The organism is Bradyrhizobium sp. RP6 (assembly GCF_003837805.1).
GTDB lineage: Bacteria > Pseudomonadota > Alphaproteobacteria > Rhizobiales > Xanthobacteraceae > Bradyrhizobium.
The window spans coordinates 1-11,443 of record NZ_RQIT01000020.1; the positions used below are offsets into that span (position 1 = coordinate 1).

General features: G+C 65.8%; 12 protein-coding genes and 1 pseudogene. 7 read left to right on the forward strand and 6 right to left on the reverse strand.

The window, feature by feature from the left end; genetic code table 11:
• Window positions 1-362 precede the first annotated feature (362 nt).
• Window positions 363-770 (forward strand): NADH:ubiquinone oxidoreductase subunit NDUFA12, encoded by a 408-nt coding sequence (locus EHH60_RS27945; protein WP_124162603.1) that lies wholly within the window; start codon window positions 363-365, stop codon window positions 768-770.
• Window positions 771-1,246: 476 nt separating this feature from the next.
• Here the strand turns inward: EHH60_RS27945 and EHH60_RS27950 are convergent, their stop codons facing one another.
• Window positions 1,247-1,933 (reverse strand): DJ-1/PfpI family protein, encoded by a 687-nt coding sequence (locus tag EHH60_RS27950; protein WP_124162604.1) that lies wholly within the window; start codon window positions 1,931-1,933, stop codon window positions 1,247-1,249.
• Between the two features lie 108 nt (window positions 1,934-2,041).
• Between EHH60_RS27950 and EHH60_RS27955 the strand changes: the two genes are divergently transcribed.
• The 3 genes from EHH60_RS27955 to EHH60_RS27965 all read left to right on the forward strand — a co-directional run bounded on the left by EHH60_RS27955 (window position 2,042) and on the right by EHH60_RS27965 (window position 5,137).
• Complete coding sequence (locus EHH60_RS27955; RefSeq protein WP_124162605.1) at window positions 2,042-2,980, forward strand: GlxA family transcriptional regulator; 939 nt, start codon at window positions 2,042-2,044, stop codon at window positions 2,978-2,980.
• 250 nt (window positions 2,981-3,230) lie between these two features.
• Window positions 3,231-4,244 (forward strand): YeiH family protein, encoded by a 1,014-nt coding sequence (locus EHH60_RS27960; RefSeq protein WP_245454606.1) that lies wholly within the window; start codon window positions 3,231-3,233, stop codon window positions 4,242-4,244.
• 2 nt (window positions 4,245-4,246) lie between these two features.
• Window positions 4,247-5,137 (forward strand): LysR family transcriptional regulator, encoded by an 891-nt coding sequence (locus EHH60_RS27965; protein WP_124162607.1) that lies wholly within the window; start codon window positions 4,247-4,249, stop codon window positions 5,135-5,137.
• A gap of 237 nt (window positions 5,138-5,374) precedes the next feature.
• Here EHH60_RS27965 and EHH60_RS27970 read toward each other — a convergent pair whose 3' ends face one another.
• Window positions 5,375-5,629 carry a hypothetical protein gene (locus EHH60_RS27970; RefSeq protein ID WP_124162608.1) on the reverse strand — a complete coding sequence of 85 codons (255 nt, stop codon included), beginning with the start codon at window positions 5,627-5,629 and terminating at the stop codon, window positions 5,375-5,377.
• A 12-nt stretch (window positions 5,630-5,641) separates the two neighbouring features.
• Between EHH60_RS27970 and EHH60_RS27975 the strand changes: the two are divergent.
• Both EHH60_RS27975 and EHH60_RS27980 read left to right on the forward strand, forming a co-directional pair.
• A pseudogene (locus EHH60_RS27975) lies at window positions 5,642-6,764 on the forward strand (molybdopterin-dependent oxidoreductase).
• A gap of 10 nt (window positions 6,765-6,774) precedes the next feature.
• Window positions 6,775-7,104, forward strand: coding sequence for a cytochrome c (locus EHH60_RS27980; RefSeq protein ID WP_124162609.1), 330 nt, complete (start codon window positions 6,775-6,777; stop codon window positions 7,102-7,104).
• A gap of 104 nt (window positions 7,105-7,208) precedes the next feature.
• Here the strand turns inward: EHH60_RS27980 and EHH60_RS27985 are convergent, their stop codons facing one another.
• The 3 genes from EHH60_RS27985 to lipP1 are packed head-to-tail and all read right to left on the reverse strand — an operon-like array spanning window position 7,209 to window position 9,510.
• On the reverse strand, window positions 7,209-7,463 hold the full coding sequence (locus tag EHH60_RS27985) for a PepSY domain-containing protein (protein ID WP_124162610.1): 255 nt from the start codon (window positions 7,461-7,463) through the stop codon (window positions 7,209-7,211).
• A gap of 27 nt (window positions 7,464-7,490) precedes the next feature.
• The gene (locus tag EHH60_RS27990) at window positions 7,491-8,549 is read right to left on the reverse strand and encodes a Na+-dependent transporter (RefSeq protein ID WP_245454607.1); all 1,059 of its coding nucleotides are present in this window, start codon (window positions 8,547-8,549) and stop codon (window positions 7,491-7,493) included.
• 13 nt (window positions 8,550-8,562) lie between these two features.
• Complete coding sequence (lipP1, locus tag EHH60_RS27995) at window positions 8,563-9,510, reverse strand: LipP1 family hormone-sensitive lipase (protein WP_124162611.1); 948 nt, start codon at window positions 9,508-9,510, stop codon at window positions 8,563-8,565.
• A gap of 203 nt (window positions 9,511-9,713) precedes the next feature.
• Between lipP1 and EHH60_RS28000 the strand changes: the two genes are divergently transcribed.
• A complete protein-coding gene (locus EHH60_RS28000) occupies window positions 9,714-10,733 on the forward strand; it encodes a DUF2155 domain-containing protein (protein WP_199752092.1) in 1,020 nt (339 codons plus the stop codon).
• 13 nt (window positions 10,734-10,746) lie between these two features.
• Here EHH60_RS28000 and aat read toward each other — a convergent pair whose 3' ends face one another.
• Entirely contained in the window at window positions 10,747-11,427 is a 681-nt protein-coding gene (gene aat / locus EHH60_RS28005; protein WP_124162612.1) for a leucyl/phenylalanyl-tRNA--protein transferase, read from the reverse strand.
• Window positions 11,428-11,443 lie beyond the last annotated feature (16 nt).

Below are 11,443 nucleotides of genomic sequence, written 5' to 3' on the forward strand. Positions count from 1 at the left end.
CCACCGCCGCCGATATGGGCGCCACCGCCTCCGCCAACTCCGGGACGCTGGGCAAAGCTCGGCGTCGCGAAGGGAAGAGCCAGCGCCACCGCGGCAGCGGCACTCAAAATTTTCAGACTGTTCATGGTTAAACTCCTTTCCCGGAAAGCAAACCCTATGCAAGCGCTGGGGTTCCCGGGGATCATGCCGGTTTGCGTGCGAATCGAGCCTCACGCGTTGCCGCTGTACGGGGCATGAATGGATCGCGTCCGCTTTGTGGCAGGGGCGGAAGCGGCATCGCTGAGGGAGGCCGTCGCACTGCCGATCTGGACATTTCGCCGCTCCGATGGCATCAGGACCCGACGAAGCAGGGCCCGTGCCGCATGAAACAATTCTTCCTCAAGTTCTTCACCTGGTGGAACGGCCAGACTTTTGGCACCCAGCTCTGGACCAAGAGGTACGGGGAGCTGGTCGGCCAGGACGAGCAGGGCAATCGCTACTATCGCACCCGCGGCGGGGCGGTCGATCCGACGCTCGGCTTCGAGCGGCGCTGGGTCGTCTATAACGGCTATGCCGAAGCGAGCCGGATTCCGCCGTCCTGGCACGGCTGGATTCATCATGTCGTCGACGTACCGCCGACCGAGGCCAGCTACCAGCCGCGCGAGTGGGAAAAGCCGCACCAGCCGAATCTCACCGGCACGCCGAGGGCCTATCGTCCCTCCGGCTCGACACTTGCCAGCGGCCGGCGTCCGAAGGCGACCGGCGACTACCAGCCCTGGACGCCCGGCTAGCCTTTTCACCCCAGCGAACTGCCGTCGTCCGAAGCGGATGCACATGCATCCGCGCGACACTGCTGTGGACAACGGGAACAGCGGGGATGCCGATTGCGCGGGCGTTGCATCGATGCCGGCGATGCGGCTCAATGATCCCATCTTACGGAGATGGGAGACCATCGCGTTCGGTTCGGGCCACAGTTCGCGACTGTCCCGAAATGCAGCGGCCGCCGACCAGGACTCGATCGGGAGATAGGCCCCCGGTCTGGAAGCTCCGAAATCGCCCGATGTGAATGTGCAGCCGCCGTAAGACAGGAAGGGCCGCTCGGGAAACCGGGCGGCCTTTTTCTGTTGGGGCGGACGCGGCGCAGCGCCCTCTCTGGCGATGCGCTGCAGAGCCGGGGCCATGTCGCAGCGGTCTGTGTAGTTTCCTGTGTCCCGGCTCGCCGGAGCAGCGTTGCACGCTGCACCGCGTCCGGACACGAGATCGGAGTCTAGTTCACCCGCTCGGCCGCGCGCTTGACCGCTTCCAGGCGCCGCGCCTGATTCTGCGCGCCGCGCTCCCTCAGCAACGCCATCACCTCGGCGGGCGCGGTGTCGGGCGAGCCGGAATTGAACGGCGGGGCAGGATTGTATTCCATCTGGAGCTGGATCGCTTCCGCCGTCGTGCGATCGACCATGATCGACACCAGCGTCAGCGCGAAATCGATGCCGGCGGTGACGCCGCCGCCGGTGATGCGGTTGCGATCGATGCAGACGCGCGTCTTCGTCGGCGTCGCGCCGAACTGCGCGAGCATGTCCATCGCGCTCCAATGGGTGGCGGCGCGGTAGCCCTTCAACAGGCCTGCGGCGCCGAGGGCCAGCGATCCCGTGCAGACCGAGGTGACGTATTTGGCGCCATCGGCCTGCCTGCGCAGGAAGTCGAGCACGTCCTCGTCGCCGAGCAGGTCGTTGGTGCCGCCGCCGCCGGGCACGCAGATCACGTCGAGTTGAGGACAGTTCGCGAACGTCGTGGTCGGCGTCAGCGTCATCACGGAATCGCTCGGCACCGGTTCGATCCGCTTCCAGATCAGGTGCAATTTTACGCCGGGAGCCATGGCGAACACCTGCAGGGGGCCGGTGAAGTCCAGCTGGGTGACGCGCGGAAACACCAACAGACCAATCTGGAGCGGTGACGACATCGGCAGATCCTCCAATTACGAGCTTGACGCCGGCAGGATGTCATGGTGCCTTCCCGTCCGAAATGGCATAATTCCCTCTCTTTCGGACATGTCGTTAGGAGTTGGCCCATGATCGGCATTCTGATCTTCCCGGATTTCCAGCTGCTCGATGCGGCAGGCCCGATCTCGGCGTTCGAGATCGCAGCGCGCTGCACCGGCAAGGCGCCGGCCATCCGGGTGCTGGCAACCAAGCCGGGACTCGTGCGCAGCTCATCCGGTGTCGAGATGATGGCGCGTGACTTCAAGGCCGCAAACGCGATCACGACGCTGGTCGTGGCCGGCGGTGTCGGCGTTGCCGATGCCGCGCGCTGCGAGGTCACGCGGGCCTTCGTCCAGCGGCTGGCAAAGCGTGGCGTTCGGGTCGCGAGCGTTTGCTCGGGAGCCTATGTGCTCGCCGAAGCGGGACTTCTCGACGGCCGCCGTGCCACCACGCATTGGGGGCGGACGCGCGATTTCGTCGCGCGCTTTCCCAAGGTGAAGTTCGAGCCGGACCAGATCTTCACCCGGGACGGCAATGTCTGGACCTCGGCAGGCATTTCCGCGGGTATCGATCTCGCGCTCGCGATGATCACCGAAGACCACGGTGAGGAGATCGCACAGCAGACCGCACGCCAGCTCGTGCTCTATCACCGTCGCAGCGGCGGCCAGTCGCAATTCTCCTCGCTGCTGGAGCTGAAGACGCCGAACGGGCGCTTCGGCGCGCTGTTGTCATGGGCACGTGAAAATCTCGACGCGCCGCTGACGGTGGAAGATCTCGCCGATCGCGCCGGCATGAGCGCACGACATTTTGCCCGCGCGTTTGCCGCCGAGACCGGCACGACGCCATCCAAGGCGATCGAGCGCCTGCGGCTCGAAGTGGCGCGCGAGCGCGTACAGTCCTCGCGCGAGGCGATCGAGCTCGTTGCGGAAACGACTGGATTCCGCGATCCCGAACGAATGCGCCGCGCCTTCATCCGCGCCTTCGGCCAGCCGCCGCAGGCACTGCGGCGCGCGGCGCGGGTGGGGTAGCTGCTTCACGGACACCGTTCGCGACTGGGTGGGCCAGTTCGATCACACGATGTCAGCCGCGACGTCCCTTTGCGCGATCGGCTGGCCTGCGCCTGCTGCAAGATAATCGATTTTATCGATTAGTTTTACACGAACAATCCGTTGGATCAATTTATTGGATTCTCCGATCCTCGCTGCGCCAGCGTCGATACCGAGAGATACGCCAATGACCATCGTTCAGAATTCGCGCCCATACCCCGCCACGCGTGCCATGCGCGACAACATCCTGTCATGTTGGAACTCCGCCCTTGCGATCGTCCCCGGCGTCGCGCTGGCCGGGACCATTGCCGCGGTCGCCAACATGATGCGCAGTATTCCCGCCGTCGCGACGTTCAGCCCCATGATCCTGGCGATTGGGATCGGAATGGCCGTGCGCAATCTCGCCGGAACGCCAGTTCTCGCCCGCGCTGGAATCAGCTTCAGCGTGCGCCGGTTGCTTCGGCTCGCGATCGTTCTCCTGGGCTTCCAGATCACGCTGACTCAGCTTGCCACCGTCGGCCCCAAGGGGATCCTCATCGTCGCCAGCACGCTCGTTGCCACGTTCGGGTTCACGCTCGCAGCCGGGCGTGCGCTGGGCGTCGAACGCAAGCTCACTCAACTCATCGCCGCGGGCACCTCGATCTGCGGCGCGTCGGCCGTCGTCGCGACCAACAGCGTCACCGAAGCCTCCGACGAGGACGTCGCATATGCGATCGCGTGCGTCACGATCTTCGGCTCGATCGCGATGTTCGTCTATCCCATGCTGCCTCGCCTCCTGCATCTCGATGCCGACGCGTACGGCCTCTGGAGCGGCGCGTCCATTCACGAGATCGCCCAGGTGGCTGCCGCCTCCTTCCAGAACAGCCAGCGAGCGGGTGAAATCGCAACCGTTGCCAAGCTTGCCCGCGTCATGCTGCTCGCGCCGGTCGTGCTGACCCTGAGCGTCGTCACCCGGGCTTCGGCGCAGCGGGTCGGCGGCAAGTCGGCAAAGCCGCCCATCCCCTGGTTCGCGATCGGCTTTGTCGCGATAGCCGCACTCAACAGCGTCGTGTGCATTCCGGTGGGCCTCAGGAGCGCGACGATCACGCTCTCGACCTTCCTGCTGACGATGGCGCTCGCGGCCATGGGCCTTGAGACCGACGTCTCGAAATTGTACGCGGAGGGGCTGCGTCCGGCTATGTTGGGCGGGCTCGCGTTTCTCTTCATCGCAGGCTTCAGCCTGATCCTCATCAAACTCGTTGGATGACCATGACGCTCGAACAGCTCCGGATCTTCGCCGCTGTCGCCGACAAGCAGCACGTCACTCAGGCCGCCCACGAATTGAATCTGACACAATCGGCCACGAGCGCGGCGATCGCCGCGCTCGAAGGACGCTACGGGGTCAAGCTGTTCGATCGGGTGGGACGCGGCATCGTTCTCACGCATATGGGCCGGACGTTTCTCGGGGAAGCGCGTGCGGTGCTGGCGCGCGCGCACGCCGCTGAGCAGGTCCTGCGTGATTTTGCCAGCCTCAAGGCCGGCCGACTGGTGATCGCGGCGAGCCAGACGGTCGGGAGCTACTGGCTTCCGGGGAGATTGCTGGCGTTTCAGGCCGCCCATCCCGGCATCGAAATCAACGTCAGGATCGCCAACAGCGAGCAGGTCGCAACCGACGTTCGCGACGGCATGGCGGATGTCGGCTTTGTCGAGGGCGACATTGATGACTCCGCATTGTCCGCCCGCCGGGTCGACGGTGATGCGTTGGTCGCCGTCGTGGGTGCGCGGCACCCTCTTGCGAGCCAAAAGAAGCTGCCCTCCGACTGGATGACCCGGACACCGTGGATCCTTCGCGAGCCGGGCTCCGGAACGCGGGCCATGTTCGAACGTGCCCTGAAGAAGCGCGGGGTCCGCCTCGCCGACCTGACGGTGCAGCTCGAGCTGGCCTCGAACGAAGCGATCCGGACCGCGGTCGAGGCGGGCGGCTGCGCTGCAGCCGTTTCAGATCTCGTGGTCGAAAAGGCGATAGCGGCAAAACGTCTGGTCCGGCTCGAGGACGAATTGGCCAAGCGTTCATTCTACGCGCTTCGTCACAAGGAGCGGCACATCAGCAAGGCGGAAGCCGTCCTGATGTCCAGCATCGCTGCCGGCGCTGCACCGTAGGCAGAGCCTGCGCCCGCCCGTAGCACCTATTCCGCAACGATCGAGCCCACGTCCCGCCGGCGAGTGCGCCGGCGCGTGTGTGCAAGCGCATGAGGGAATCGATCGCAATCGACGATCAGAACGATCTGATCATCGCGTTGGATTACCGATGCGCCGAGATCTACCTCTTTGGACACAGGCAGGCACTTCGAACATTGCGTGCCGGAAATACAGAGATGGAGAACGACAATGACCCATTCACGTCGCGCCTTCCTTGCGATCGCCCTGTTCGTCGCTGCCGCGTCCACGCTTGGTGCGCCGTCCGCGCTTGCGGGCAGCCCGGTGCACGTGCCGGATCCCAGGGTTGCCGTTCACCCGGAACGAGGCTTTCGCCAGATCGACAGGCATCTTCCGACCATCCGGCAGGCGCAACCGCACCAGCACGTCGAAGATCCGCTCGCGGACTTGCTCCTCGGATGAGCCCGCGGGACTGATCCAGAAAAACCATTCCAACAGGAGGCTTCGATGTCCCAGCATCTCGACTACGCAGGGTTTCCGGCATTGTCCCGCCGCGCCATGCTTCAAGCCCTCGGGGTTGCCGGCCTCACGCTCGCCGGCTCATCGGTCCGTGCCGATCAGTCGATCCGGCTGCCGATCGCCGGCGAGCCGCGTGATCGGCCGATGACGCATGACTTTCCGCAAAAGGGGAGCATGATCCTGCAGCGCTCGCTTCAGGCTGTCCGTGCGCGGTCACGTCAACCAGACCCTCTCGCTGTCCATCGGCGAGCTGCTCAAGTTGCCCCGTGTCGAGCTTGCCGCCGTCAACCAGTGCTCAGGCAATTCCCGAGGGTTTTTCCTTCCCCGTGTGCCGGGCGCGCAATGGGCGCATGGCGCGATGGGCAATGCGCGGTGGACGGGAGTCCTGCTCAAGGACGTCCTGGACCGCGCGGGCGTCAAGCCGGGCGCAGTTCAGGTCCGCTTCAACGGACTGGACGAGCCGGTCGTGCCCGACGCACCGGACTTTCGCAAGTCGCTCGACATCGATCACGCCCGTGACGGCGAGGTCATGATCGTCTTTGCCATGAACGGCGAGCAACTGCCGCTCCTCAACGGCTTCCCGCTGCGGCTGATCGTGCCGGGATGGTACTCGACCTATTGGGTCAAGATGCTCAGCGACATCGAGGTTCTCGATCGCCAGGACGACAATTACTGGATGGCGACTGCCTACACCGTCCCGGATACGCCGCACGCCAACATCAAGCCGGGCCAGACAGGCGTAAAGATGGTCCCGATCAGCCGCATGGTGCCACGGTCATTCTTCACGAACATCTCGGACGGCGCATCGCTTCCGGTGGGCGCAGTCGCCACGATCCGCGGCATCGCGTTCGGCGGTGATGCCGGCGTCGCCAAGGTCGAGCTGTCGATGGATGATGGCCGGACGTGGCAACCCGCGACGCTTGGCGAGGACCACGGCAAGTACAGCTTCCGCCGCTGGCAGTTGGACATTCCACAACTGACGAAGGGCGGCCATTCGTTGATGGTCCGCTGCACGAACGCCGCCGGCGACATTCAGCCGGGAGCATCAAACTGGAACACCAGCGGCTTCATGCGCAATGTCGTCGAAACGGTCCAGCTCACCGCGATCTAGGAGCAACACCATGCGTCACCCCATCTTCGTCATCGGCACCTCGTTCGCCGCTCTGCTGGCATCCACGCCTGCGTGGCCGGCCCCCGCGATCACCTCCACGACCGTGGAGCTCCCGGCGGGCGACGCGCTCTTTCCCGGTGGGCCCGAAGCGGATGCCATCAACAACAACTGCCTGGTTTGCCATTCGGCAGACATGGTGCTGAACCAGCCGGCCTTGACCAGGTCCACCTGGGAATCCGAGGTGCACAAGATGATCAAGGTCTATGGAGCCCCCGTCGAGGACAGCGACGTGCCCGCGATCGTCGACTATCTTGCCAAGGTCAAAGGAAGCGGCCAGTGATGCCCGGCACCGCTGCCAAGCGCTGCTGAATGGATGAGATCAGGACGTTCTTCCAAAGCGACCACCGCTGAATCTCCCGCCTGAGAAGCGGACTTCGGCGATGCTCATCGATCGGGCTTCTCGCGTACGATCGCGCCCGTCTTGGGGTCGGCATGGAATTCCGTCTTCTGTCCGTTCTTGACGCCTTCGCCCTCCCACTGGCCATCGTCGGCTTCAAGTTTGGTGACCTCCGAATAGCCCGACTCCATGACTTTGGCTTTCACTTGCTCCATCGGCATCCAGTCGGGTCCGGGTTGATCGGCTCTCGCTGCCGAGCCCACGGCGAGCGAGCCGAGAACCAGAATTGCGGCAAACTTCATCGCGAACCTCCTTTTCGATGAGAGGCTTCAACGGGGGCCATGAATTGATGTTCCTCCACTGCGTCGGTGCGACGCAAACGGGTGACCGTCAGCCTTGTTTTCCCCGCTGGACGCATCTGCGCCGGCCGTCAGGCGCCGCGCGATCGGCATCAGCATGTACGGCGCAAGATGAATCGGGAACTGCGTCATCGCGAAATAGAGCCAGGTGGTGGGTGGCAGCGCGCCGGCCGTCGCCGCCAGCATCAGGCCGAGATTGCGCTGTGACACCATCAGCCCGAGCGCCAGCGCGCGCTGGTAGCCGATGCGGCGGAACAGCAGCGTAGTGATGGCAAGTAGTGTGAAATAGATCGCGAAGGACAGCAGCGCGAGGCCGATGGTGAACATCGGCTGGCTCACCAGGTCGCTCGCGACGTCGCCCATCACCGCGGAGGCGAACACAAGCAGGATGATGATGTTGAAGCCATCGATCGGCCGCTTCTGACGCTGGATCGCCTTCGCGCCGCAGATCCAGCGGATGGCGGTCGCGGCCAGCAGCGATGCGACGAGAATGCCGAGGAGCTTCAGGCCGAGCGTGAGCGGCGAGATGCTGAGCATGCCGCCGAGAAAGAGGCTCGCGAACAGCGACGCCGTGAATGGCACGAGCGCGGTCGAGCTCACCAGCGTGACCAGCACCAAGGTGGCATCGAGCCCCATCAGCGCGGCGAGTGCCGGCGAGGCCATCATCGGCGAGGCCATGCCCTGGAGCATCAGCGCGAGAGCAAGGCCGGGCGAATGGCTCGTCAGCCCCGTTGCATGGGCGATCAATCCGACGATCAGCGGCACGCCGATCGTGGTCCAGGCCGTGGCGGCCGCGACCAGCGCCGGCCTGCGGAGATGGCTGTAGAGCGCGGCCAGATCGACCCGCATGAACGAGATGCAGAGCAGAAGAAAAATCGCCTCGGTGACATAGGGGCGCAACAGCGCGCCGAGCGGCGGCACCGCGACTGCGATGAAGACGACGGCGGCGACTGCGCGTGTGCCCTGGCTGCCGAGCCATGTCAGTGCGCGCAGGGGGAGAGCGAAGATGGTATGAAGAAAGGAAGGCATGCAGGACGGCAGGTCAGCCCAATCCCTTCAGCCAGACGCCGATCTCGCTCACGGCGACGTTGGCCTGCCGCAACAGCTTGCCCATGGTGAAGAAGCCGTGGAACTGGCCGGGGAAGTGCTTGTAGGTTACGGGTACGCCGGCCTGCCTGAGGCGCTCGGCATATTCGTTGCCTTCATCGCGCAGCGGATCGGCGCCGGCGGTCAGCACATAGGCCGGCGGCAGACCGGCAAGGTTCTGCGCGCGCGCCGGCGAGGCGCGCCAGTCGTGGATCTCGGCGGCGCCATTGAGGTAGTGGTCGCGGAACCAGCGGATCACCGAATGCGTCAGCAGCACGCTGGTCTCGGGCTCGCTATGGGAGCCGTGCGTCATGGCGAAATCGGTCGCCGGATAGATCAACACCTGGCCCGCGAGCGCGGGGCCGCCAGCGTCACGCGCGGCGAGCGCCACGACCGCGGCGAGGTTGCCGCCGGCGCTGTCGCCGCCGATCACAAGGCGCGAGGCGTCGATGCCGAGCTGGCGCGCATTCGCGGCGATCCATTTGGTCGCGGCGATCGCGTCATCGGCGGCGGCGGGAAACTTGTGTTCGGGCGCGAGGCGATAGTCGACCGAGACCACGATCAGCGCGCCCTCGGCCGCGAGCTGGCGGCAGACCACGTCGTGGGAATCGAGATCGCCGATCACCCAGCCGCCGCCATGAAAGAACACCAGCGCCGGCGACAGGCCTTCGCGCTGGCGCGGTTCCTTGGGCACGTAGAGGCGGGCGGGGATCGTTCCGTGCGGCGCCGGGATCGCCAGCGGGGCGACGCGGGCGAGCTCCGGCGGCTCCGGGTTGGTGGCAAAGCGCGCCTGCGAATAATAGGCGCGCGCTTCGCCCGCGCTCAGGGTCTCGTAGGCGGGGCGGCCGGCCTCCTGGAAGGCCTTGTAGACGGCGGCTGCATCGGGATCGAGCACAACGGGCATGAAAGGGACCTTGGGGTTTCCGGTTATTGTTGGATGGTATTTTCGGGACAACGCCCGCGTTCGGCCCCGGGGAGGGGCTCATGACTATCCCATCCGGGAGCTGGCCTGGCCAGACCGCGCCGGGAAGGGCAGGGATGCCGCCCTTCCCCCGCCGTATTCGGCGTGTTAACCGGAGGCCTGCGAGCGGCGGTATCCCCTGTAGAATGTTCAACAAACCCGATTCGCTGTTCAAGCCGCGCGAGATGTTCAAAACCTTTTCCCTGACAGGCCTTGCGGCGCTGCTGGCCGCCACCGCGCTGACCGTCGCGACGCCGGCCCAGGCGCAGATCGGCACAATCTTTTCGGATCCGCCGCCGCTGCGGCCGCCCGGCAGCATTCCGCGCGGCCAGCCGCAGGTCCCCGAGGACGACGAAGAGGTACCGGAGCTGCCCCCGCAGGGCCGCGTGCTGCCGTCGCGCCCGATGCCGCCGCCGCAGGGCCGCCAAGGTAACGCGATGCCGGGCGCGGTCGAGAGCCAGCCGCTGGCGCCGCCCCCGGGCTCGACCGTCGCGCCGCCAAACCAGCTGCCGTCGGCGGCGATCGCTCCGCCCGGTCCGCAAGGTGCGCCTGGTCAGCGCCAGCCCCAGCAGAAGGGTGCGCCGGGCACCGTCCCGCAGACCCCGGCGAGCCTTCAGCCGGGCGACGAGGTCGTGACCGAGCCGCCGGCGCAGAAGATCGTGAACAAGAAGGCGACCTTCTCCGGCCTCGACAAGATCACCGGGCGCATCATCAATTTCGACGAGGAGATCGGCGAGACCGTCCAGTTCGGTGCGCTCAGGGTCAAGACCGACGCCTGCTATACGCGGCCGGCGACAGAAGCCGCCAACACCGACGCGTTCGTCGAGGTTGACGAGATCACCTTGCAGGGCGAGGTGAAGCGCATCTTCTCGGGCTGGATGTACGCGGCAAGCCCGGGCCTGCACGGCGTCGAGCATCCGATCTACGACATCTGGCTCACCGACTGCAAAGAACCGCAGCAGACCATTGCGACCGCGGCACCGGATCCGGCCGCGGCAAAGCCGCCGCCACCGCCGCCCACGCAGAAGAAGGCCGCACCCAAGCAGGCCGTGCAGCAGCGTCCGCCGCAGCCCTTGCCGCCACCACCGCAGCAGCAACCGGCTCCGCCACCGCCGCCGCCGGAGCAGCGGCCAGGTCTGTTCGGTATTCCCGGGTTCGGCCGCTAAGCCCGGCAAACGATCATTGCCGTGAGGCGATGATCTCGAGGGCGCGTGCGCCGGGGATCGCTTCGCCGTCGGAGAGCCTCAGGAAATCTCCAGGCTCGCCCGCCAGCGCCCTGTCGAGCAGTGCCGTATAGCGTCGCCGCGAAATCTCGACCGCTCCAAAGCTCTTCAGGTGCTCGGTGACATACTGGGTGTCGAGCAGCTCGAAGCCGCCATAAATGAGCCGCGCGACCAGATGCACCAGCGCGACCTTCGAGGCATCGCGCGCGGTGTGGAACATGCTCTCTCCGAAGAACGCCCGTCCCAGGCTGACGCCGTACAGCCCGCCGACGAGGTCGTCGCCCTGCCAGGCCTCGACGCTGTGGCAATGGCCGAGCTCGAAGAGGCCGCCATAGAGGTCGCGGATGCGCTTGTTGATCCAGGTGTCCTCGCGTCCGGCCTGCGGCGCGGCGCAGCCGGCGATCGTCGCCTTGAACGCGGTGTTGACGGTCACGCGAAACAGATCCGAACGAACGGTGCGCGCAAGCCGCGAGGCGACGCGAAATCCATCGAGCGGGATGACGCCGCGCAACTCCGGCTCGACCCAGAACAGGGTCGGATCGTCGGCGTTTTCCGCCATCGGGAAGATGCCGCAGGCATAGGCGCGCAGCAGCACGGCCGGCGTGATTTCAGAGGGGGCGGAGTCGCGCGAAGTCATGGCTTGCCATCATAGC

Excerpts from the sequence above, each read along its gene's own strand:
- lipP1 (WP_124162611.1), bottom strand. The coding sequence starts at position 9,510 with ATGCCCGTTGTGCTCGATCCCGATGCAGCCGCCGTCTACAAGGCCTTC.
- EHH60_RS28000 (WP_199752092.1), top strand. The coding sequence starts at position 9,714 with ATGTTCAACAAACCCGATTCGCTGTTCAAGCCGCGCGAGATGTTCAAA.
- EHH60_RS27980 (WP_124162609.1), top strand. The coding sequence starts at position 6,775 with ATGCGTCACCCCATCTTCGTCATCGGCACCTCGTTCGCCGCTCTGCTG.
- EHH60_RS27990 (WP_245454607.1), bottom strand. The coding sequence starts at position 8,549 with ATGCCTTCCTTTCTTCATACCATCTTCGCTCTCCCCCTGCGCGCACTG.
- EHH60_RS27960 (WP_245454606.1), top strand. The coding sequence starts at position 3,231 with ATGCGCGACAACATCCTGTCATGTTGGAACTCCGCCCTTGCGATCGTC.
- EHH60_RS27955 (WP_124162605.1), top strand. The coding sequence starts at position 2,042 with ATGATCGGCATTCTGATCTTCCCGGATTTCCAGCTGCTCGATGCGGCA.
- aat (WP_124162612.1), bottom strand. The coding sequence starts at position 11,427 with ATGACTTCGCGCGACTCCGCCCCCTCTGAAATCACGCCGGCCGTGCTG.
- EHH60_RS27965 (WP_124162607.1), top strand. The coding sequence starts at position 4,247 with ATGACGCTCGAACAGCTCCGGATCTTCGCCGCTGTCGCCGACAAGCAG.
- EHH60_RS27985 (WP_124162610.1), bottom strand. The coding sequence starts at position 7,463 with ATGAAGTTTGCCGCAATTCTGGTTCTCGGCTCGCTCGCCGTGGGCTCG.
- EHH60_RS27945 (WP_124162603.1), top strand. The coding sequence starts at position 363 with ATGAAACAATTCTTCCTCAAGTTCTTCACCTGGTGGAACGGCCAGACT.
- EHH60_RS27950 (WP_124162604.1), bottom strand. The coding sequence starts at position 1,933 with ATGTCGTCACCGCTCCAGATTGGTCTGTTGGTGTTTCCGCGCGTCACC.